General features: G+C 62.6%; 23 protein-coding genes and 1 pseudogene. 12 read left to right on the top strand and 12 right to left on the bottom strand.

The features are described 5' to 3' along the window. Nucleotides 1-254: 254 nt before the first annotated feature. Nucleotides 255-1,187: a serine O-acetyltransferase EpsC gene (gene epsC, locus IAE34_RS19505; RefSeq protein ID WP_200140581.1), complete on the bottom strand. Its 933-nt coding sequence runs from the start codon at nucleotides 1,185-1,187 to the stop codon at nucleotides 255-257. Nucleotides 1,188-1,425: 238 nt separating this feature from the next. Here epsC and tcyJ point away from each other — a divergent pair, with 238 nt between their 5' ends. The 9 genes from tcyJ (at nucleotide 1,426) to IAE34_RS19460 (ending at nucleotide 10,337) form a co-directional block, all read left to right on the top strand. Beyond that, nucleotides 1,426-2,220 carry a cystine ABC transporter substrate-binding protein gene (tcyJ, locus tag IAE34_RS19500; RefSeq protein WP_200140580.1) on the top strand — a complete coding sequence of 265 codons (795 nt, stop codon included), beginning with the start codon at nucleotides 1,426-1,428 and terminating at the stop codon, nucleotides 2,218-2,220. Next, entirely contained in the window at nucleotides 2,217-2,885 is a 669-nt protein-coding gene (gene tcyL / locus IAE34_RS19495; RefSeq protein ID WP_200140579.1) for a cystine ABC transporter permease, read from the top strand. The genes tcyJ and tcyL overlap by 4 nt, the downstream gene beginning before the upstream one ends. Nucleotides 2,886-2,887: 2 nt before the next feature. Further along, nucleotides 2,888-3,649, top strand: a complete 762-nt coding sequence (gene tcyN / locus IAE34_RS19490) for an L-cystine ABC transporter ATP-binding protein TcyN (RefSeq protein ID WP_200140578.1) — start codon at nucleotides 2,888-2,890, stop codon at nucleotides 3,647-3,649. Between the two features lie 258 nt (nucleotides 3,650-3,907). After that, nucleotides 3,908-5,149, top strand: a complete 1,242-nt coding sequence (locus tag IAE34_RS19485; RefSeq protein WP_200140577.1) for an SfnB family sulfur acquisition oxidoreductase — start codon at nucleotides 3,908-3,910, stop codon at nucleotides 5,147-5,149. Nucleotides 5,150-5,229: 80 nt separating this feature from the next. Next, nucleotides 5,230-6,411 carry an SfnB family sulfur acquisition oxidoreductase gene (locus tag IAE34_RS19480; RefSeq protein WP_200140576.1) on the top strand — a complete coding sequence of 394 codons (1,182 nt, stop codon included), beginning with the start codon at nucleotides 5,230-5,232 and terminating at the stop codon, nucleotides 6,409-6,411. Then, nucleotides 6,411-7,799, top strand: a complete 1,389-nt coding sequence (locus IAE34_RS19475) for an LLM class flavin-dependent oxidoreductase (RefSeq protein WP_200140575.1) — start codon at nucleotides 6,411-6,413, stop codon at nucleotides 7,797-7,799. The genes IAE34_RS19480 and IAE34_RS19475 overlap by 1 nt, the downstream gene beginning before the upstream one ends. Beyond that, nucleotides 7,792-8,592, top strand: coding sequence for a MetQ/NlpA family ABC transporter substrate-binding protein (locus tag IAE34_RS19470; RefSeq protein ID WP_200140574.1), 801 nt, complete (start codon nucleotides 7,792-7,794; stop codon nucleotides 8,590-8,592). The genes IAE34_RS19475 and IAE34_RS19470 overlap by 8 nt, the downstream gene beginning before the upstream one ends. A 1-nt stretch (nucleotide 8,593) precedes the next feature. Then, on the top strand, nucleotides 8,594-9,703 hold the full coding sequence (locus IAE34_RS19465; RefSeq protein WP_200140573.1) for a methionine ABC transporter ATP-binding protein: 1,110 nt from the start codon (nucleotides 8,594-8,596) through the stop codon (nucleotides 9,701-9,703). Then, nucleotides 9,693-10,337: a methionine ABC transporter permease gene (locus IAE34_RS19460; protein ID WP_200140572.1), complete on the top strand. Its 645-nt coding sequence runs from the start codon at nucleotides 9,693-9,695 to the stop codon at nucleotides 10,335-10,337. The genes IAE34_RS19465 and IAE34_RS19460 overlap by 11 nt, the downstream gene beginning before the upstream one ends. A 48-nt stretch (nucleotides 10,338-10,385) precedes the next feature. Here the strand turns inward: IAE34_RS19460 and dibA are convergent, their stop codons facing one another. Then, a complete protein-coding gene (dibA, locus tag IAE34_RS19455; RefSeq protein WP_200140571.1) occupies nucleotides 10,386-12,278 on the bottom strand; it encodes a phosphodiesterase DibA in 1,893 nt (630 codons plus the stop codon). 252 nt (nucleotides 12,279-12,530) lie between these two features. Between dibA and desA the strand changes: the two genes are divergently transcribed. Together desA and IAE34_RS19445 are read left to right on the top strand one after the other, a co-directional pair. Next, nucleotides 12,531-13,715 carry a delta-9 fatty acid desaturase DesA gene (gene desA / locus IAE34_RS19450; protein WP_200140570.1) on the top strand — a complete coding sequence of 395 codons (1,185 nt, stop codon included), beginning with the start codon at nucleotides 12,531-12,533 and terminating at the stop codon, nucleotides 13,713-13,715. A gap of 141 nt (nucleotides 13,716-13,856) precedes the next feature. Beyond that, the gene (locus IAE34_RS19445) at nucleotides 13,857-14,843 is read left to right on the top strand and encodes a GGDEF domain-containing protein (RefSeq protein WP_200140569.1); all 987 of its coding nucleotides are present in this window, start codon (nucleotides 13,857-13,859) and stop codon (nucleotides 14,841-14,843) included. Nucleotides 14,844-14,864: 21 nt separating this feature from the next. On the opposite strand, the gene IAE34_RS24390 is transcribed toward IAE34_RS19445, so the two are convergent. From IAE34_RS24390 to IAE34_RS19410, 7 genes are all read right to left on the bottom strand, one after another. After that, the gene (locus tag IAE34_RS24390; RefSeq protein ID WP_233631256.1) at nucleotides 14,865-15,104 is read right to left on the bottom strand and encodes a DUF3077 domain-containing protein; all 240 of its coding nucleotides are present in this window, start codon (nucleotides 15,102-15,104) and stop codon (nucleotides 14,865-14,867) included. Between the two features lie 176 nt (nucleotides 15,105-15,280). Continuing rightward, nucleotides 15,281-15,433 carry a hypothetical protein gene (locus IAE34_RS19435; protein WP_200140567.1) on the bottom strand — a complete coding sequence of 51 codons (153 nt, stop codon included), beginning with the start codon at nucleotides 15,431-15,433 and terminating at the stop codon, nucleotides 15,281-15,283. Nucleotides 15,434-16,029: 596 nt separating this feature from the next. Beyond that, nucleotides 16,030-16,905, bottom strand: coding sequence for a PoNe immunity protein domain-containing protein (locus tag IAE34_RS19430; RefSeq protein WP_200140566.1), 876 nt, complete (start codon nucleotides 16,903-16,905; stop codon nucleotides 16,030-16,032). A 180-nt stretch (nucleotides 16,906-17,085) separates the two neighbouring features. Next, the gene (locus tag IAE34_RS19425) at nucleotides 17,086-17,952 is read right to left on the bottom strand and encodes a hypothetical protein (protein ID WP_233631250.1); all 867 of its coding nucleotides are present in this window, start codon (nucleotides 17,950-17,952) and stop codon (nucleotides 17,086-17,088) included. Between the two features lie 233 nt (nucleotides 17,953-18,185). Next, complete coding sequence (locus tag IAE34_RS19420; RefSeq protein ID WP_325101002.1) at nucleotides 18,186-18,563, bottom strand: hypothetical protein; 378 nt, start codon at nucleotides 18,561-18,563, stop codon at nucleotides 18,186-18,188. Next, on the bottom strand, nucleotides 18,560-18,634 hold the full coding sequence (locus tag IAE34_RS24810) for an HNH endonuclease (protein ID WP_442793227.1): 75 nt from the start codon (nucleotides 18,632-18,634) through the stop codon (nucleotides 18,560-18,562). The genes IAE34_RS19420 and IAE34_RS24810 overlap by 4 nt, the downstream gene beginning before the upstream one ends. Then, a complete protein-coding gene (locus tag IAE34_RS19410; RefSeq protein WP_200140564.1) occupies nucleotides 18,625-18,936 on the bottom strand; it encodes a hypothetical protein in 312 nt (103 codons plus the stop codon). The genes IAE34_RS24810 and IAE34_RS19410 overlap by 10 nt, the downstream gene beginning before the upstream one ends. A gap of 151 nt (nucleotides 18,937-19,087) precedes the next feature. On the opposite strand from IAE34_RS19410, the pseudogene IAE34_RS19405 reads away from it, so the two are divergent. After that, nucleotides 19,088-19,293: pseudogene (locus IAE34_RS19405) on the top strand (transposase domain-containing protein); the annotation flags it as partial. Nucleotides 19,294-19,846: 553 nt separating this feature from the next. Here IAE34_RS19405 and IAE34_RS19400 read toward each other — a convergent pair. From IAE34_RS19400 to IAE34_RS19390, 3 genes are all read right to left on the bottom strand, one after another. Then, on the bottom strand, nucleotides 19,847-20,437 hold the full coding sequence (locus tag IAE34_RS19400) for a GAD-like domain-containing protein (RefSeq protein WP_200140563.1): 591 nt from the start codon (nucleotides 20,435-20,437) through the stop codon (nucleotides 19,847-19,849). A gap of 73 nt (nucleotides 20,438-20,510) precedes the next feature. After that, complete coding sequence (locus IAE34_RS19395) at nucleotides 20,511-20,882, bottom strand: hypothetical protein (RefSeq protein WP_200140562.1); 372 nt, start codon at nucleotides 20,880-20,882, stop codon at nucleotides 20,511-20,513. An 18-nt stretch (nucleotides 20,883-20,900) separates the two neighbouring features. Further along, a complete protein-coding gene (locus IAE34_RS19390) occupies nucleotides 20,901-21,575 on the bottom strand; it encodes a hypothetical protein (RefSeq protein WP_200140588.1) in 675 nt (224 codons plus the stop codon). Nucleotides 21,576-21,676: the final 101 nt, after the last annotated feature.

The raw sequence follows: 21,676 nt of genomic DNA, 5'->3' as shown, positions 1-21,676 counted from the left end.
TTTAAGTTGAACGAACGTTCAAGTTAAACATGGATCGGATTTCGATGCGACCTGAAGCCGCCGGTGGGCGACCAGTTGACCGTTGCGCTTGCCTGCCGGTTCCAGTCTGCGGAGGCGGGGGGGGGGGGGGGGGGGGGCGGGCCGCCCCCCCCCCCCCCCCCCCCCCCCCCCCCCCCCCCCCCCCCCCCCCCCCCCCCCCCCCCCCCCCCCCCCCCCCCCCCCCCCGGGGGGGGGCCCCCCCCCCCCGCGACCGGCTACTGCCGATCCTGGCAGTCGAGCTGCAGATTGGCCTGGGTGATGTTGCTCTCGGCCGGCACGCTGCGGGTCAGCCAGACATTACCGCCGATGGTCGATCCCTTGCCGATGGTGATACGGCCCAGGATGGTGGCGCCGGCATAGATCACCACGTCGTCCTCGACGATTGGGTGGCGTGCCAGGCCCTTGTGCAAGGTGCCCGACTCGTCGCTGGGGAAGCGCTTGGCGCCCAGGGTCACGGCCTGGTAGATGCGCACCCGCTCACCGATGATCGCCGTCTCGCCGATGACCACGCCCGTACCATGGTCGATGAAGAAGCTCGGGCCGATCTGCGCACCGGGATGGATATCGATCCCGGTGGCCGAGTGTGCGAGTTCCGAGCTGATCCGCGCCAGCAACGGCAGGCCGGCCTTGTACAGATGATGGGCCAGGCGATGGTGGATGATCGCCAGGATACCGGGATAGCACAGCAGCACTTCATCGACGCTGCGCGCCGCCGGATCGCCGTGGTAGGCAGCCAGCACGTCGGTGTCGAGCAGCACGCGCATCTGTGGCAGCGCGGCGGCGAAGCCCTGGATCAGCCCCAGCGCATGGGCATCGACGTCGTCGACCTGGACATTGCCGTGCCGCGCGGCATAGCGCAGCTCCAGGCGCGCCTGGGTCAGCAGCGAGGTGAGCGCCGCATCCAGGGTGTGCCCGACGTAGAAGTCCTCGCTTTCCTCACGCAGGTCCACCGGGCCCAGGCGCATGGGAAACAATGCACCACACAGTTGCTCGAGGATTTCGCGAACCGCTTCGCGCGACGGCAGCTCACGCCCACCTTGCTTGTTGCTGCAGCGGCCGTTGCGCGTGCGCCACTGGTCGCGCGCCTGACGCAGCTCGCTGACGATGGACGGCAATTGCCAATGGCCGGTGGAAGGATGTTCGCTCACGGTGGTCTCCTGGCTGGCGGCGTTCGGGTGAATCGGCGCGGATGATAGCGGATCAACTCTACGGCAATTCTTCCCTTGGAAAAAACACCGCTTTATTCCATTCTGCGCCATCGCCTCGACGCCGTGGCGGATGAGTAATAGCGCAATGGAATAAAGGAAATTTTTTGAGTATTTCCTGAGCTAAAAAGCTCACCTTATAGTCGCCACCCATTCCACCCATGAACGCGCGGGAGCACCCATGACCCTATTCACCAAGCCCTTCGTTCGCGCCACCCTGGCCCTCGCGCTGAGCAGCGGCCTGATCGGCCACGCCTTCGCCGGCCAGGCGCTCGAGTCCATCCAGCACAAAGGCGTCATCACCGTTGGCCTGGAGGGCACCTACCCACCCTTCAGCTTCGTCGACGAGAACGGCAAGCTGGACGGATTCGAAGTGGAACTGGCCAATCTGATCGCCCAGCAGTTGGGCGTCAAAGCCAAGATCCAGACCACCAAGTGGGACGGCATCCTGGCTGCGCTGGAGTCCAAGCGCCTGGACGTGGTGATCAACCAGGTGACCATTTCCGAGAAGCGCAAGAAGAAATACGACTTCTCCGAACCCTACACCGTGTCCGGTATCCAGGCCCTGGTGCTGAAGAAGAAGGCCGACGAACTGAACATCAAAAGCGCCCAGGACCTGGCCGGCAAGAAGGTCGGCGTAGGCTTGGGCACCAACTACGAGCAGTGGGTCAAGCAGGACGTGCCCAAGGCCGATGTACGCACCTACGAAGACGACCCAAGCAAGTTCGCCGACCTGCGCAATGGCCGCATCGACGCCATCCTGATCGACCGTCTGGCAGCACTGGGCTATGCGAAGAAAGCCCCGGACACCCAGCTCGCGGGCGAGCCGTTCTCGCGGCTGGAGTCCGGTGTGGCCCTGCGCAAGGACGAGCCGGAGCTGCACGCGGCCATCGACAAGGCGCTGGATAAACTCAAAGCCGATGGCACGCTGGCCAAGCTGTCGGAAAAATACTTCGGTGCCGACGTCACTCGATGATGCCCGAGACCCTGCAACTGGTGATCGACTCTGCGCCCTTTCTGCTCAAGGGCGCAGGCTACACGGTGCTGCTCAGCGTCGGCGGCATGTTCTTCGGGCTGGTGCTGGGCTTCGTCCTGGCCTTGATGCGCCTGTCGAAGATCAGGCCGCTGGACTGGCTGGCGCGGCTGTACGTGTCGTTCTTTCGCGGCACGCCACTGCTGGTGCAGCTGTTCGTGATCTATTTCGGCCTGCCGCAGGTGGGCATCGAACTGGAGCCGATCCCTGCTTCGCTGATCGGCCTGTCGCTGAACATGGCGGCCTATGTCTGCGAGATCCTGCGTGCGGCCATCGCCTCCATCGACCGAGGCCAGTGGGAAGCGGCGGCCAGCATCGGCATGACCCGCACCCAGGCCATGCGCCGGGCGATCCTGCCCCAGGCCATGCGCACCGCCCTGCCGCCGCTGGGCAACAGCTTCATCTCGCTGGTCAAGGACACCGCGCTGGCGGCCACCATCCAGGTGCCGGAGCTGTTCCGCCAGGCCCAGCTGATCACCGCGCGCACCTTCGAAGTGTTCACCATGTACCTGGCCGTCGCAGTGATCTACTGGATACTGTGCAGCATCCTGGCGTATTTCCAGAACCGCATGGAAGCGCGGGTCAACCAGCATGACCAGGAGCCCTGAAGATGATCGTCGTGGAAGGCCTGACCAAACGGTTCAAGGGTCAGACAGTGCTCAAGGGCATCGACCTGAACGTCGCGCCGGGTGAAGTGGTGGCCATCATCGGGCCGAGCGGTTCGGGCAAGACCACCTTCCTGCGCTGCCTGAACCTGCTCGAGACGCCCGACGCCGGTCGCATTCGCATCGGCGATGTCGACATCGACGCCGGGCGGTCGCTGGGGGGCCAGCAAAGCGCGATTCGCCGGCTGCGCCAACAGGCCGGCTTCGTGTTCCAGAGCTTCAACCTGTTTCCCCATCGCACGGCGTTGGAGAACGTCATCGAAGGACCGGTGATCGTCAAGAAGACCCCGCGCGAGCAGGCCGAAGCCCTTGGCCGTCGACTGCTGGCCAAGGTCGGCCTGGCCGGCAAGGAAGACGCCTACCCTCGACGCCTGTCCGGCGGTCAGCAGCAGCGCGTGGCCATCGCCCGGGCGCTGGCCATGGAGCCCCAGGTGATCCTGCTCGACGAACCCACCTCGGCGCTGGACCCGGAGCTGGTAGGCGAGGTGCTGGAAACCATCCGCAGCCTGGCCGAGGAAAAGCGCACCATGATCATCGTCACCCACGAGATGAGCTTCGCCCGTGAGGTGGCCAATCGCGTGGTGTTCTTCGACCAGGGGGTGATCGTGGAACAGGGCGAGGCCAAGGCGCTGTTCGCCGCGCCGCAGCATGAGCGTACCCGCCAGTTCCTGCGCAAGTTTCTCGGCACGGCAGCGGTACAGGAATAGGGGCCAGGGCGTAAGCCTGGCGGCCTCTAGCCATTGGCGAAAAAGGTCTTTGAGGCCGTTCACCGACCTTCTATGCATATTCCAAAAGGTTAGTTCATAAACTCGTTATAAGCACATAAGGTATAAACACCGGACCACCGGACCCGCACTCGTCTACCGCTACCCGCGGCGCGACGCAATCACTTCGTGAGGTTCAGGTATGGTCAGTCACACCCTCTCCCCGCTCGGGGCGTCGAGTGCCGCCAGGGAGCGGCACTGATGTCCAGTCAAGCCAACAGCCCATCGCGCTCCATCAACGATCACTCCCCCGCGCTGCTGCCCGCCGCGGTCCTGCGCGATGACGCCCAGGCGCTGCAGGCCGCCCGCGAGCTGGCCGACGTTGCCCGAGCCCAGGCTTCGCAGCGCGACCAGCAGCGCCAGTTACCCTGGGCTGAGATCGAACGCTTCACCCAATCGGGTCTGGGCAGCATCACCGTGCCCAAGGCTTTCGGCGGCCCCGGCGTGTCCTTCGTCACGCTGGCCGAAGTGTTTCGCCTGATCAGCGCCGCCGACCCCGCCCTGGGACAAATCCCGCAGAATCAGTTCGGCCTGCTGCATCTGCTGCGCGACACCGCCACCCAGGCGCAGCAGGCACGCCTCTACCGCTCGGTGCTCGACGGCTGGCGCATCGGCAATGCCGGACCCGAGCGCGGCACCAAGGACACCCTGACGCTCAAGGCACGCCTGACCCGCGAAGGCGACGGTTATCGGGTGACGGGCGAGAAGTTCTACTCCACCGGCGCGCTGTTCGCCCATTGGGTGGCGGTCAAGGCGCTGGACGACGAAGGTCGTCAGCGCCTGGCCTTCGTGCGCCGGGGCAGCGCGGGGCTGCGCATCGTCGATGACTGGTCCGGCTTCGGCCAGCGCACCACCGCCAGTGGCACCGTGCTGCTCGACCGGGTAGCGGTGGATGCGGAGCTGGTGATCGACAACTGGCGCCAGGCCGAGCGCCCGAACATTCAGGGAGCGGTCTCGCAGTTGATCCAGGCAGCCATCGACGCCGGTATCGCCGAGGCGGCCATCGAGGATGCCATCGACTTCGTGCGTCACAAGGCACGGCCGTGGATCGATGCCAAGGTCGAGCGCGCCAGCGACGACCCCTATGTGATCGCCGACATCGGCCGTCTCAAGCTCGAGCTGCACGCCGCCGAAGCGCTGCTGCGCAGGGCCGCCCAAGTGCTCGACGCGGTCGACGCGGCGCCGATCGATGCCGCCGCGGCGGCGCGCGCCTCGATCGCCGTGGCCGAGGCCAAGGCGCTCACCACCGAGATCGCCTTGCAGGCTGGCGAGAAGCTGCTGGAGCTGGCCGGCAGCCGCGCCAGCCTGGCCGAATTCAACCTCGACCGCCATTGGCGCAATGCCCGGGTGCACACGCTGCACGATCCGGTGCGCTGGAAGTATCACGCGGTGGGCGCCTACCACCTCAACGGCACGCTGCCTGCGCGGCATTCCTGGATCTGAATCGCTGTGTGAGGCCGCTGCCCTGCCCGCTCGCGGATGACCCGCGCCAGCAGGGCGTGGCGGCCCACTTTGGAGACACCATGACTTCGACACTCATTCGCGACGATGCCCAGGCCCTGGCCGTCGCCGAAGACCTCGCCCTTCAGTTGCACACCGACAGCGCGCTGCGCGACCGCGAGCGGCGGCTGCCCCATGCGGAACTGGAACTGTTCACCCGCTCCGGCCTGTGGGGCATCAGTGTGCCCAAGGCCTTCGGCGGCGCCCAGGTGTCCAATGTCACCCTGGCCAAGGTCATCGCCCGTATCGCCCAGGCGGATGCCTCGCTCGGGCAGATTCCGCAGAACCATTTCTACGCGCTGGAGGTGCTGCGGGTGAACGGCACGGCCGAACAGCAGCAGCGCCTGTATGCCGAGGTGCTCGGCGGCAGGCGTTTCGGCAACGCCCTGGCCGAACTGGGGACACGCACCGCCCACGACCGCACCACGCGCCTGAGCCGCGAGGGCGACGGCTATCGCATCAACGGACGCAAGTTCTACGCCACCGGGGCGATCTACGCCCAGCGCATCCCCACCTCGGTGATCGACGACGACGGCATCCAGCAGTTGGCCTTCGTGCCCGCCGACACCCCGGGCGTGCAGGTGATCGACGATTGGAGCGGCTTCGGCCAGCGCACCACGGGCAGCGGCTCGGTGCTGTTCGAGGATGTGCGTGTCGAAGCCCGCGACGTGGTGCCGTTCCAGTCTGCCTTCGAGCGCCCGACGCCGGTGGGGCCGTTGGCGCAGATTCTCCATGCCGCCATCGATACCGGCATCGCCCGCGCCGCGGTCGAGGATGCCCTGGCCTTCGTGCGCCAGCACAGTCGGCCCTGGATCGATTCGGGCGTCGATCGCGCCTCGGCCGACCCGCTCACGCTCAACGCCTTCGGTCGCCTGACCATTCGACTGCACGCCGCCGAAGCCCTGCTCGAACGCGCGGGCGAAGCGCTGGACCGCGCCCAGCGCGACACCGACGCCGATTCGGTGGCCGCCGCCTCCATCGCCGTGGCCGAGGCACGGGCGATCAGCACCGAGATTTCCCTGGCTGCCGGCAGCACCCTGTTCGAGCTGGCCGGCAGCCGCGCCACCCTGGCCGAGCACAACCTCGACCGGCACTGGCGCAACGCTCGCGTACACACGCTGCACGACCCGGTGCGCTGGAAATACCACGCCATCGGCAACTACTACCTCAATCGCGAAAACCCACCGCTGCGGGGGACCCTCTGATGCCCCGCCAGATCCTGCTCAACGCCTTCAACATGAACTGCGTCGGCCACATCAATCACGGCCTGTGGACCCATCCGCGCGACACCTCCACCCAGTACAAGACACTGGCCTACTGGACCGACCTGGCTCGCCTGCTCGAACGCGGGCTGTTCGACGGGCTGTTCATCGCCGACATCGTCGGCACCTACGATGTCTACGGCCAATCGGTGGACGTGACGTTGAAGGAGTCGATCCAGCTGCCGGTCAACGACCCGCTGCTGCTGGTCTCGGCCATGGCCGCGGTGACTCGCCACCTGGGCTTCGGCCTGACCGCCAACCTCACCTACGAAGCGCCCTACCTGTTCGCCCGCAGGCTTTCGACCCTCGACCACCTGAGCCAGGGCCGGGTGGGCTGGAACATCGTCACCGGCTACCTGGACAGCGCCGCGCGGGCCATGGGCCTGGACCAGCAACCCGAGCACGACCGGCGCTACGACCAGGCCGACGAGTACCTCGATGTGCTGTATCAACTGCTCGAAGGCAGCTGGGCCGATGACGCGGTGATCGCCGACCGCGCCCAGCGCGTCTATGCGCGCCCGGACCGGGTGCGCAAGGTCGAACATCGCGGCGAGTTCTACAAGGTCGAGGGCTATCACCTGTGCGAGCCTTCGCCGCAGCGCACGCCGGTGCTGTTCCAGGCCGGCAGCTCCAGCCGGGGCCTGGCCTTCGCCGGGCAGCATGCCGAATGCGTGTTCATCGGCGGGCAGACCCACGCCGGCACCCGTGCCCAGGTGGACAAGGTACGCGCCGCCGCCCAGGCGGCCGGGCGCGATCCGCACGCCGTGAAGGTGTTCATGGGCATCAGCGTGATCGTCGCGGCCACCGAGCAGCAGGCACGCACCAAGCATGCCGAGTACCTGCGCTACGCCAGCGCCGAGGCCGGGGTGGCGCACTTCGCCGCCTCCACCGGCATCGACTTCGCGGCCTTCGAGCTGGACGAGCCGATCCAGGCCGGTGACGGCAATGCCATCCAGTCGGCCAACAGGATCCTGCAGGACAGCACCTGGACCCGTCGTCGCCTGTTGCAGCAGCACGCCCTGGGCGGGCGCTACGTGACCCTGGTCGGCTCGCCCGAGCAGGTCGCCCAGCAACTGATCGACTGGATCGACCAGACCGGCCTGGACGGCTTCAACCTGACCCGTACCGTCACCCCGGAAAGCTACGAGGACTTCATCGAGCTGGTCATCCCCGAGCTGCAACGCCGCGGCCGCTACAAGACCGCCTACGCCGAAGGCACCCTGCGCCAGAAACTCTTCGCCAGCCCCGACGCCCACCTGCCGGCCGACCATCCCGGCAGCCGCCATCGCTTCCCACAACCTGTCCCTACCGGAGCCGTGCACCATGCGTGAGAAATTCATCCGTCCCTTGGCCGCCCTGCTCCTCGGCCTGGGCCTGTGCAGCGCAGCGCTGGCCGAGGAGCCGTTGAAGGTCGGCACCACCGCGGCCTTCGCCATCCCGCTGGAAGCCGCGGTGGAGGAGGCGCACAAGCAGGGCCTGGAGGTGAAGCTGATCGAGTTCAGTGACTGGATCGCGCCGAATGTCAGCCTCAACAGCGGTGACATCGACGTGAACTACTTCCAGCACATCCCGTTCCTGGAGAACGCCAAGGCCGCCGCCGGATTCGACCTGGTGCCCTACGCCCCGGGCATCATCAACAACGTGGGCCTGTACTCCAAACGCTACAAGTCGTTCGCCGAATTGCCCGAAGGGGCCAGCGTGGCCATCGCCAACGACCCCATCAACAGCGGTCGCGGCTTGCAGCTGCTGGCCAAGGCCGGGCTGATCGAGCTCAAGCCGGGAGTGGGCTACAAGGCTACCGAGGCCGATATCGTCGCCAACCCCAAGCGCCTGAAGATCATCCAGGTGGAAGCGGTGCAGCTGGTTCGCGCCTACGATGACGCCGACCTGGTGCAGGGCTACCCGGCCTATATCCGCCTGGCCAACACGTTCGACGCCACCTCGGCGCTGCTGTTCGACGGCCTGGAGAACAAGGAATACGTGATCCAGTTCGTCATCCGCCCACAGAGCAAGGACGACCCGCGCCTGGCTCGCTTCGTCGACATCTACCAGCATTCGCCAGCCGTGCGCGCGGCCCTGGACAAGGCCCATGGCAGCCTGTACCAAGCCGGTTGGGAGGGCTGAGATGAGCAGCGCCAGCGCCCTCAGGGCGCCCATCCCCACGGCAGAGCCGACACCTGCCCGCGAGCAGGTATTGCGCCCGGAGGTGAACACGGCCCACGTGCGCTTCATCGGCCTGGGCAAGACCTACCCCGGCCAGCCCCAGCCGGCACTGCACGGCATCGACCTGAACATTCGCCGTGGCGAGATCTTCGGCATCATCGGCCGCAGCGGCGCCGGCAAGTCGTCGCTGCTGCGCACCATCAACCGCCTGGAGCGGCCCAGCAGTGGTCGCGTGCTGATCGACCAGAGCGACATCGCGCCGCTGGACGACACGCAGCTGGTAGCGCTGCGCCGACGCATCGGCATGATCTTCCAGCACTTCAACCTGATGTCGGCCAAGACCGTGTTCGAGAACGTCGAACTGCCGCTGAGGGTGGCCGGCGCAGGCAAGGCCGAACGGCGGCGCAAGGTCAGCGAGCTGCTGGCGCTGGTGGGGCTGGAGAACAAGCACAAGGTGTATCCGGCGCAGCTCTCCGGTGGCCAGAAGCAGCGCGTGGGCATCGCCCGGGCGCTGGTCCACGACCCGCAGATCCTGCTGTGCGACGAAGCGACCTCGGCCCTGGACCCTGAAACCACCCAGTCGATCCTGGCCCTGCTGCGCGACATCAATGCCCGCCTGGGCCTGACCATCGTGCTGATCACCCACGAGATGGCGGTGATCCGCGACATCTGCCACCGGGTGGTGGTGCTCGAAGGCGGAGAGGCAGTGGAGCAAGGCGAAGTCTGGGAGGTGTTCGGTTCACCCAAACACGCCGTCACCCGCAGCCTCCTGGCACCCTTGCAAGCGCGCCTGCCGGCCACGTTGCAGGCGGCGCTGAGCGCACAGCCGAGCCATCCAGGGGCGGCTGTGGTGCTGCGCCTGCAGTTTCTCGGCGAGCCGGACCTTGCCGCGCTGAGCCGCGAGCTGGGCGGGCAGGTGCACCTGCTGCATGGCGGCATCGATACGCTGGGCACGCGGACCTTGGGTCAGCTGGTGCTGGCCGTGCGGGGTTCGCCGCTGAATCTGACGCAACTGCTCGAGCGCGCCCGCAGCCGGGCCGCCGACGTGGAGGTACTGGGCCATGTGGACTGAACGCTTGCTGCAAGGCCTGCTCGACACCCTGCTGATGGTCGGCGTGTCCTCGGCGATCGCGCTGCTGGTGGGCATCCCCCTGGCCGTGCTGCTGGTGACCAGCGACAAGGGCGGCATCTACCAGGCGCCCGTGCTGAACCGGGTGCTGGGCGCCTTCGTCAACCTGTTCCGCTCGGTGCCGTTCCTGATCCTGATGGTGGCGCTGATCCCCTTCACCCGCCTGATCGTCGGCACGACCTATGGGGTGTGGGCCGCGGTGGTGCCGCTGACCATCGCTGCCACGCCGTTCTTCGCGCGGATCGCCGAAGTGAGCCTGCGCGAGGTGGATCACGGCCTGATCGAAGCCGCCCAGGCCATGGGCTGCCGGCGCTGGCACATTGTCTGGCACGTGCTGCTGCCCGAGGCCCTGCCGGGGATCGTCGGGGGTTTCACCATCACCCTGGTGACCCTGATCAATTCCTCGGCCATGGCCGGGGCCATCGGCGCGGGCGGGCTGGGCGACATCGCCTACCGCTATGGCTACCAGCGTTTCGACAGCCAGATCATGCTGACGGTGATCGTCATGCTGGTGGCGCTGGTGGCGGTGATCCAGCTGGGCGGGGATCGACTGGCCAGAGGCCTGGACAAGCGCTGAGCGGTGCAGGCACTCAAGCCCGCCGGTGCAGCGACCTCATGCGCCTGGTCACTCGCCCAGGCTGTGCGCCGGCAGCGGACGGCCAAACCAGTAGCCCTGCCCCAGGTCGCACTGCTGCTCCAGCAGGAAGCGCGCCTGTTCGGCCTGCTCGATGCCCTCGGCGTGCACCTGCATGCCCAGGCTGCGCGCCAGGGCGATGATCACCCGGACGATGGCCACGTCTTCCTTGTCCTGGGGCAGGCCGGCGACGAAGCCCTGGTCGATCTTGAGCTTCTGCACCGGCAGACGCTTGAGTCGCAGCAGCGAGGAATAGCCAGTGCCGAAATCGTCGATCGCCAGGCACACGCCCAGCTCGCGCAGACGATGCAGTTGCTGCATGGCCACCTCCGGATCCTCCATCACCGCGCTCTCGGTGACCTCCAGCTCCAGCAAGGCGGGGTCCAGCCCCGTGTCGTGCAGCACCTGGTCGACCTGGCGGTACAGCTCGCGCTGGCCGAACAGACGGCTCGACAGGTTCACCGCGACGAAGCGCAGGCCACGGCCCTGGGCTTGCCAGCGAACCATCTGCGTACAGGCCTGGCGCAGCACCCAGGCATCGATGTCGGCGATCAGGCCGGTGCGCTCGGCGATGGGAATGAATTCGCCTGGCGGCACCAGGCCGCGCTCGGGATGCTGCCAGCGCACCAGGGCCTCGACGCCGACCATGGCGCCGCTGAGCAAATCGTGCACGGGCTGGTAGAACACCCGCAGTTCTTCTTGCGCCAGGGCGCGGCGCAACTCGCCGGCGGTCTCCACCCGGTGCTGGGCATGCGCCGTCAGCTCCTCGGTGTACAGCGCGTAGCAGGCACGGCCATTGCTCTTGGCCTTGAACAGCGCCGAATCGGCGTTGCGCAGCAGCTGCTCGGCGCTCTGCGCATCGCTGGGGAACAGGCTGATGCCGATGCTGGCGCTGATGAACAGGCGCTGGTCTTCGACCATGAACGGCTCGTGCAGGCGCTCGATCAGGCGTTGCGCGGTGCTCGCGGCCTGGGTCATCTGCTGGCCGCCTTCGAGCAGCACGGCGAACTCATCGCCCCCCAGCCGCGCCAGGGTCACGCCGCTGCCCACCTGCTCGCGCAGACGTTCGCCGACCAGCTTGAGCAGCTGATCGCCCACCGGGTGACCCAGGCTGTCGTTGATGCTCTGGAAGTGATCGAGGTCGAGCAGCAACAGGGCGCAGCCGCGTTTGTTCGACTCGGCGGCGGCCAGGGCCTGTTCGGCGCGGTCGCTGAACAGCAGGCGGTTGGGCAGCCCGGTCAGCGGGTCGTGGTGCGCCAGGTAGGCCAGTTCCTGCTCGGAATGCTTGATCGCGCTGATGTCGCTGAACACCGCCACGTAGTGGCTCAGCGCGCCGGCCTCGTCGCGAATGGCGCAGATGGTCTGCCACTGCGGGTAGATCTCGCCACTCTTGCGCCGGTTCCAGATTTCCCCGCTCCACTCGCCGCGCTCCTTGAGGGTGCGGTAGATATCCCGATAGAACGCCGCGCCATGGCGGCCGGACTTGAACTTGCTCGGACGCTGACCGAGGACTTCGTCCTGGCCGTAGCCGGTGATGCGCATGAAGGCGCGGTTCACGTGCACGATCAGGCCATTGCGGTCGGTGACCAGCACACCCTCCAGGGTGCTGTCGAACACCGCCGCCGCCATGCGCAGGCGCTCGCGGTCTTCGCTGCGCAACCGCGCGCCGACGCCGATGAAGTTCAGCAGCCGTGCCCGCGACACGAAGATCAGGCCGGCGCTGAGCAGCACCCAGACCACCACATTGATCTGTCGCCCGACCGTGAGAGCCAGGTCGTCGTCGGTCATGCCACGCAACACCACCTCCGACGCCACCAGCCAGAGGAACGACAACACAACGTAGAGCGCAGCCATGCGCAAGGCGTCGCGAACGGAAACAGACATGTCGGGCGCATCGGTCCTGGAAAAAGAAGGGCGCAGTATAAATGCTGAAACATGCCGTGACTTTAATTCCCGGCTCATAAATAAGTCTCAGGGGCTGCCGCCATCGCCCGCCCAGCCTGCCCTCCCTGCCTGGCGCAGGGCCTGGAAGCGACCGATGGCGCTGTACCAGAGGCACGCCCGACTGGTTTTATTTCCCTGCAAAGGGATAATGCGCCCGTTGTCCATCCTGTTTTACCGAGGGCTATTCCCACCATGTGGCATAACGGTCTGCTCGACCTGTCGGCCTGGCAAGTGGTCGCGGTCACCTTGCTGATGACCCACGTGACCATCATCAGCGTCACCATCTACCTGCATCGCTATTCGGCGCACCGCTCCCTGGAGCTCAACGCCGGGCTCAAGCACTTCTTCCGCTTCTGGCTGTGGCTGACCACCGCGCAGAACACCCGCGAGTGGACGGCCGTCCACCGCAAGCACCACGCCAAGTGCGAAACCCCCGACGACCCGCACAGCCCGGTGTACAAGGGCCTGGGCACGGTCCTGCGCAAGGGCGCGGAACTGTACCGGGAAGAGGCACGCAACGAGGACACCCTGCGCATCTACGGCAAGAACTGCCCGGACGACTGGCTGGAGCGCAAGGTCTATTCGCGCTACAAGCTGGGCGGCATCGCCTTGATGGCGGTGATCGACCTGCTGCTGTTCGGCACCCTGGGCATCACCGTCTGGGCCGTGCAGATGATGTGGATCCCGTTCTGGGCCGCGGGTGTGGTCAACGGCCTGGGCCATGCCGTGGGCTACCGCAACTTCGAGTGCCGCGACGCGGCCACCAACCTGGTGCCCTGGGGCATCATCATCGGCGGCGAGGAGCTGCACAACAACCACCATACCTACCCCAACTCGGCCAAGCTGTCCGTGCGCCGCTGGGAATTCGACATGGGCTGGATGTGGATTCGCCTGCTGTGCCTGTTGCGCTTGGCCAAGGTGCAGCGCGTGGCGCCCATCGCCCACCGGGTCGAAGGCAAGGCTTCGCTGGACATGGACACGGCCATGGCGATCCTCAACAACCGCTTCCAGATCATGGCGCAGTACCGCAAGCTGGTGATCGCGCCACTGGTCAAGCAGGAACTGGACGCCGTGGATGCCTCCATGCGCCATCAGTTCCGCCGCGCCAAGCGCCTGTTGTCACGGGAAACCAGCCTACTGCAGGACCGCCATCACCTGCGCATCGAGTCGATGCTCGACCACAGCCAGGTGCTCAAGACCATCTACGAAAAACGCCTGGCCCTGCAGCAGATCTGGGCACGCACCAGCGCCAACGGTCACGACATGCTCGCCGCCATGAAGGACTGGGTGCACGAGGCCGAAGCCAGCGGTATCCAGTCCCTGCGCGACTTCGCCGCCCAGCTCAAGACCTACTCCCTGCGCCCCGTCGGCGCCTGACCGCCGTTGATCGGCATGCCCTGCCCTGGGGCATGCCGATCAGGAACTTAGCTCCCCGACTCGACTCGAAAGCGGATTATCGCCCGCGTGGCGGGCCGCCAGCTGGCCGCATGCGCCTTCGTAGAGAATCGATCCGTGCTCATGGCCAAAGAACGCTCGCCGCTTCAGCCGATCCCTCAGCGTCCCGAGGCAGCCCAGACATTGCTGGCCCTGCTGCATGCCCAAGGCGAAGTGGCGCGCCTGAGCGAGCGCGACCAGTTGTTCAGCTCGCTGCTCGACAGCGTCAACGCCGTGCTCTGGGCCTTCGACTGGGAAACCCGCCAGGTGCTGTACGTGAGCCCGGCCTACGAGCGCATCTATGGCCGCTCCGCCAGCCTGCTGATGGCCGACTTCAACCAGTGGCGCGACGCGATCCATCCCGACGACCTCGACCACGCCGAGCGCAGCCTGGCCCAGGTGCTGGTCAAGGGCACCGTCGAAGATCGCGAATACCGCATCATCAACGCCGATGGCCAGGTGCGCTGGCTCAGCGACAAGTGCTACATCAACCAGCGGCGCAAGGGCGAGCGGGTGATCATCGTCGGCATTGCCGAAGACATCACCGACAAGAAGCACCTCGAAGGCGAGCTCAAGCGCCTGGCCACCACCGACGTACTGACCCAGAGCAGCAACCGTCGGCACTTCTTCGAATGCGCCCACCATGCGTTCGATCGCGCACGGGAAAACGGCACGCCGCTGTCGTTCCTGCTGCTGGACATCGACGATTTCAAGCTGATCAACGACAGCTATGGCCACCCCGAGGGCGACCAGGTGCTGCAACGCATCGCCGACAGCGGCAAGACCATCCTGCGCCGCGGCGACCTGTTCGGGCGCATCGGCGGCGAGGAATTCGCCGCCGTGTTTCCTGGATGCGAGGCCGAGGTGGCCGAGCAGATCGCCGAACGCCTGCAACGCGAGATTCAGCGCTTGAGCTTCAGCCATGGCCAGGAGCGTTTCGGCGTGACCGTAAGCCAGGGCCTGACCAGCCTGCGTAACGAAGACACAAGCCTGGACAGCCTGTTCGCCCGCGCCGACGCGGCGATGTATGAGGCCAAGCGCATGGGCAAGAATCAGATCGTCAGCGGCTGATCTGACCCTCTGCCAATCCAGTCAGCGTGTGGCCATCGCCTCGTGCAGCCCTGATTCCAAGTCGTCGATCAGCGCCTTGGCCAAACCGCTGAGAATGCGCGCCGCACTCCCCGCCTGCCGGTCGTTCTCCATTTCCGCCTCGATGGTGAGATGGCGAATGCAGCCAAGCATGACCGACAACTCCGAAAACGCCTGCTCGAACGGCACGTCTTTCTGCACGGCAAACAACGCCGGGCACTCGTCTTTCGCATCGCCCTGCAGGAGCGGCCTTGCCGGAGGCGCCGGATTGATTGGAAAGGGGCGCGTAGCAGCTCCAGGACTTGTGCAGCACCATGGAACTGACGGGCCAGCTACGCTGACCTTTCGCGACACAAGGCCGCTCCTGCACAGATCGCAGCACAGGCTTTCAGCATTGGTGGGTTGAATGGGTTCGTCCGTCATGGCGCCACCTCCTTAGCCACCGCGTGGGCGATCAGCGGGTTGAGGATTTCGCCCTGTTCCAGCAGGTAGCTGTCGACGGCTAAGGGCTCGGTGCCGAGATAAACTTCGAGGGTGCGGTTCATCGGTTCGTGAACTTGAGCAAGAGCCATTTTGCGGCTCAAGTCGTTGATAACTGAAAAGTAGGAAATTAGGGGGGTCAGGGACGATCTTTTTCATAGTCGATTTCCAGTACGTAAATGGAAGCGACCACTCGAACCTTTCTCACGGATTTGGGTGGCAGCCGTACACGGGGTGAGAAAACCGAGGTACTGGAAACCCGGCCAGACCGAAGTCTGCCCGCGCACGGCTGCCGTGAGGCAATGCCTTAACAGTACTGGCCGGGTTTCTCACGCCCGGTCACCAACCTGGCGACTCTGTGACGTTATCCCCGAGGCATTTCCCCCGAAACAGCGCTGCTTCCGCAAGTCGCGTAGGATAGTTCCCAATCAGCCCTGATTAGAAGCATCTGGTTTCAAGTTCGGAAAGGTCTTACGCAGACAGCTACAACACTCTCGCCAGGCACATCCCCTGTAGAAGCGGCCTGGTGTCGCGAGAGGGCCGCGTAGCGGTCACAAACTTCACCTTGGCCGCTGATACCGGTGGGCCCGCATTGCGGGCTTCAACTCACCGACTCGACTGATCCAGATTCATCAGGCGACAACAGAGTATTCATCGTTATCTCCAGCTGCCATGGCGTCTAAGCTGCTCATCGATTCAGTAACCGCGACCAGAACCCTCGTCGCGCGGTGGATGGCGACTCCACGCTCGGCTGCGCTTGCCGCGCCTCGGGATGAAGCAGCGCCTCAGGATAGTGCTCGAGGCCATGACACAGCGAATCGTCCACACCGAACGCCTTGACCGCAGCAACCGCCTCAATGCACCAGCGACCAAAGTAAGCACCACCTGCGAAATTCTCGTCGCCATAACGGTACCAGTAAGGATGCTTGAAAGGCGCTGCTTGCTGCTGACTGCCCGAACGGGCACCGCTGCCAACTTCGGCATACCAGTGCCCGACGAACCCCTGAAGGAGCACGCTTTGCTGGCCAGGAGGCGCATCGATTGCGGCCAGCAACCGAGCGTACGGTTTGGGATACAGCAACGCAGTACCGATCCGACGATGCGGGGACCGAGCAGCGATAATGCGGTCTAGCAAGATGTCCTCGCCCTCGTTGTCGATCAATGCCAACAGACGCAGCCACTGCTCGTCGGGAATATCGAGCGTCAACGCCAAGCCGACGAGCCAGAAACACACAATGTAATGATCGTAGTTGAGCGCCCACAGCGTGCGGCTTGCCACCTGCTGCGCAGTCCACTGCTGCGCACCCAAGCGCTGTGACCGCTCCCAGGCATCAAGCAAACCGGGAAAGTACCCTGCCAGATCTGCCACCGGCAGGCCCGCAGAATAGCGACGCAGCATCTGATGCCAATGATCCTGGGCCAACTCGAACAGATACTGAGGCGCATAACTTGGGTCGCCGAATGGACGACTTGCCGTGTCCCAGCCGAGGGCTATGGATTCGTCACCAAAAGCGACCCATTCTGACCAATAGGCCGGATTACCCAACGGCGCGCGTTTGGTCATCATTTGCTCCCTAACAACTTGGAAGCGGCCGTGATCCTTCCGCTTCCAGCCATCACCTCACCGACGTAACTGATCCAGAATAATCAGGTGAACCTCCGTGTTCAACTTCACCATGTGCTCCAGGTCGGCTTTGCCGCTGATACACAGCGCCGGTTCAGTTCCCGATTTTCTTTCTGTCCTTCAACCGAAGAAATTTTTATACGCCGTCTCAGTCATTAGAGAAATGTCATCAGGCTTGAAAGCCAGGTTCTCGAATGCAGCCACTTCAGCAGATAACAAAGGATTCGCAACTGCAGGTGACTTCAACCCGCACTGTTGGCGAACCTTAAAAATTGCGAAAATCTCTACAGGCAACAAATCAAAAGGCGGGTTTTTGAACTCAGGATCCCAAGCCCCGCCCTTATCTTCGGAGTTAGCTAAATGATATTGGCATACCGCGTCCAGCACACCGGCAAGCTTTTGCTCATCTACCCAACTGTCTATCACTTGCTTGTAAACGCCGAGATCCATTGACTCGATCAGGGCAGGTGCACTTTCACCCGAATAGACAGAATAGAGCCACAGCATGAACGGTTCGAATCGACGTTCTTTGAGATAGTCGGGATCAACAGCTCCATCAACACTTATCATCCCGACAAGCACATTGGCGACCGACTCCGCTAGATCATGCCTATCCGCAGCGATGAAACCTGCAAGTAAACAACCTGCATTGCTCAACTGACTGGTCAGATTCGGTGCGCTTCTAATGTTTTGAAGAAAGCTCGTATTCGAAAAAATCTTAGCTCTGAGTATTAGCACCCAATAGCGGTACATCATCGCGCGTGATACGTCCTCCCAGCCAGAGGTATCACCGGCACGAATAGAAACCTCTCCCTGTATACCGTTACAAACTGAAAGTATGCCCAATGAGTCACACACATTGCTCAAACCTTCCAAGGATTCACAGGCAAGATCCTCTTCAAGGTGCTCAAGCTCTTGAGCCACCATACCAGCCGACTGAGATAGCCAGTGCCGCTGCTGCTCAAGGATTCTTTCCATTTTTTTCATTCTGGTACGCCCCATCAGTCGATTACGCGCCCAAGGTCAGACCAGCAATACTTCGTACCCGAAGCAGAGGTCCACTGTCCGACCTAGCCCTTGAGCTCCCCACCAACATCCCCCAGAGTGATCGGCCATCGACCAGATAGCGCGCGTCGCAGAATTATCGCTATCGGGCTTGCCACCATACAGCCCCCACAATCAGCTCTACCTAACTCGCGTAGAAGTTCTTTCAAAACAGTCTAAAATTTGATGAAGGGAAAAACCTCTCTGAATAAATTTTCAATACGCGGAGAGGCCTCGAGGTGGATAAGCGCTTCGTTGGTGGTAACAGGCATATCATAAGGTTTGAAACCTCGACGGGCGGCGATACCGTATAGTGCATACTCGTCACCTTCTGCATGCTCCCAATGAGGTACGTAGCCAGTCACCTTATAAATCTTAAAAATCTCATCTTGAAAATCCATCAAATCATATAAATAGCTTGGGGCATTATTTAGCGCCAAGGCTTGAGCGCTCCAGATATTTAGCTCATCCCTGCTGATAGCAGAGCAAAATAAACATGTGATCACAAAAGCCAATAACTCGTCATTAAAACCATGAAGATCAATACCGTTCACTTCCCACCCCCCATGGCTTCGCCACCAATATGTCCAGTTTTCTGATGAATTAGCTCGGGAACTAGTTGCATTCGCCCGCTATCATGATGATGATGCCACGTATATCCATCAGAATGAAAGCCTTAGCCTGAGCCTTAACTTTTTGATTCGGAAATTCATATACAACTTTACATCCGGAACTCTGGTCAACGGCAGCTTTCACACGCTGCAAGGTATCCAAAACCGATTTTTGCGTCGAGGGGCGCCACATGGCCAACTTTGTCTTTGCGTCAATTAACATAACAGACGAACCCTCAGCTGCCGTTTCAATTCCGTCAAACTTAACAAAATTTACGCCTTTTTCATTGGGGTTGGTATAGCGCGGCGCCGGCACCCATCCTTTACCTGTGGCTCAATCAGTAAAAGCGCCATTGGTACCCTCATGAAACTCCTGCGCCGCAGGCTTTCCATTAGGCCTCCCCCGACATAAGTCAGATTTTAACTGCCCAAGGCTCTTGCCTCAGTCTCGGCAATTCCGAGTATTGAGGTTACGGCCATGGGCACTCGGGCGCTCGAGCTGACTGTTTGTCGGGTCGCTGCGCAGTGGTAATCGGGCGGCGGCTATCGTGAGCCTGATTCAATCGGCGTGCATGAATGGGCATGATCCGTATACTATCTCAAAGATGTGTCGACGCACTTGCCGGCCCAGCGCGCGAGTGAGATCGGGCAGGTGCTGCCGCATCAGTGGAGATCGGCAAGACTTACGCAAGGTGAGTTGGGCAGACGCTTACGGTTGATTGACAAGTGGGTGAAGAAAGCGAGGGGTGGAGAACGACTGAATCCGAATCTTCAGTGCCCAGCAATGATATGAAATGGCGCTGCCTACGGAATTCCAACCCACATCGTTGTTGCCGCTGTAGAGGGCAACTTATCCATTGATGCCATGAAACGAGGCGACTATCGAGAGCGAGTCGGTCACCCCCCTGCCAACGACTGGTCGGCCATATCTTCTTCGAGAGATTGAAGCTCCTGTTCAACCAACCCCTTCGAGTCAGGCAGCTATTCGCGATGGTGCTTCAGCCGTTTCGAATGTTTTCATCATGCGGCGATACGAGCATATTCATCATTATCTGCAGCTGCATAGGCGTCTACGCTGCTCATCGATTCAGTAAGCGCGACCAGAACCCTCGTCGCGCGGTGGATGGCAGCTTCGCGCTTAGGGATGAAGCTGGATGGTGGCCGCACCCCAAGCAGACGCTGTCATTGAAGCCTAAGGCGCACGGACCAACACAGCGTCAGGCAACTCAACGCCTGAATTGGTCAAGCAGTGTTAGATGGACATCCATGTCGACCTTCACCAGACCATCAAGATCCGCCCGCCCCCCCAGACTCAGCGCGGGCTCAAAAGCGTACATTTCGCTCTCCGATAAAGGCCCTAGCTTGGCAAGCGCGCGCTCGAACAAAGGGTTGCCCATACGGTCTTCGAAGTCGAAGTCATCTTTGGTAGCCGTTGCGAAAAAGATGCTCAGCGCAAGATCAGGATTTTTCTGGCGTTGTTGCAGCTGGCTCTTCAGCGCGACGATGCCGCCGGCCAAGCTCGACACGGTAATACTGCGCTGATAACGCTCGCCCCAGGCATAAAGCGAACCGAAGGCATCCCTGGCGATTACATGGTAGTTGTCGATCTCGACCAGGCCGCTACCGTGCAACCACCTATCAAGCGTGGCTTTGTACGGATCCGGATCGACGATCCAGAACAAACCATCGGCATAAGAACACCAGCCTTCTTCGCGCCAGTAGCCCATCAGTGCACCAGGCAGTTTTGACTGGTATCTGTCGATACTCGCTTCAGGCACCTCACGACGCGAGGTGGCTTCACCAAGGTTATCGATCATTGACTGGAAAAACTCATCCCGCACCGATTAAGCCCCTTGATCCGTTTCCAGATGACATACCAGCCGCCATCCATCATTCGTATTTGAAGTCTGCCGCTAACTTGCCGGTCTGCAGATCCAGTTTGATCATGCAGCGCGCCCACGGTTTGTCTCGCTCGAACAGATTGCTTCCCGCAAAATACTCACGCAGCTGTATCAACAGGAGCCGGATGTCATGATCAACACGCGCAGGTTCGGGCACGAACCACTGCGGCTCGCTTCCCTCAGCCTGATAGTCATAAAACAGCTTGGCATGGTCGCCGGTCGGCGACAGCTCGACCTCAACAGAAACCCACTGAGCCTGCTGGGGCACGACCGCCGAAAGTATTTCACCCAAGCGCTGATAAATTTCCTGATCTGTACTCATCAGCTCCACACTAGACACTGCCTGGTTGGCAGAACCCAAGATGGATCCTGCCTCTGTTCAACGCTTCAACTCTGTCAAAGACAGCACCTCATCGTACTGTGGCCAGTCCTCTCTTGCGCGCTTGAGCACACCCTGCATCAGCTCGTCGAATTCAGGCACTGGTTGCTCGGGCGGCAATTTGTCAAAGGGCGCGGCCATCAGGGGATGATCGATTTCCTGCGGATTGGGCAAGCCTTCCCATTGGCGCAGACGCAGTAGGTAGAGAATTTCCACCGGCACGCGCTCCAAGTGCCAATCCTGATTGAAATCATAGGAGTTCTTCTGGCTGTCTCTGCCGGTTTGCCAGGTATGGCGATCACAAGCAGCGAGCAGACAGGGCAGCAAGTCCTCGGGATTGGGAGTGCGCCAGTTAGCCAAAAGAACTTCGTAGATGGGCTCGTCATACGCATAAGCCGGCCACTGGTGTGAAACATCGCCCACCCAATCGGCAAACACGCGCAGCATAAAGGCTTGAGCGCGGCGGTGCTCCTCTTCGTACTCGATTACCAACTGATGCCTGCGATTAAGCGCCGCATGAGTGAGATAGCCCTGATGGATGACGGCATCCTTCCAACCCAAAATCGCCATTGCGCCCATCATGTTGGTGGCGGTTTGGAAGCTGTAGTTTTCTTGGCGTCTGTCATTACCTACAGCTTTAGCCAAAACGTCAAACTGCCCCGCCCAAAAAAACAACTGCCAAATGCCTACTTGGTAGTAACGCATCCAGTGTGCCAATTCAGAAAGCCATCGCGGGTTTCCCGTTGCAGTGGCAAGTACTTTGTGAGCCCTTGTCA

Origin of the sequence: Pseudomonas sp. S30 (genome assembly GCF_016518545.1) — a bacterium.
In the GTDB taxonomy this organism is placed as follows: Bacteria; Pseudomonadota; Gammaproteobacteria; order Pseudomonadales; family Pseudomonadaceae; genus Aquipseudomonas.
This window is presented reverse-complemented; position numbering and strand designations above follow the sequence as displayed.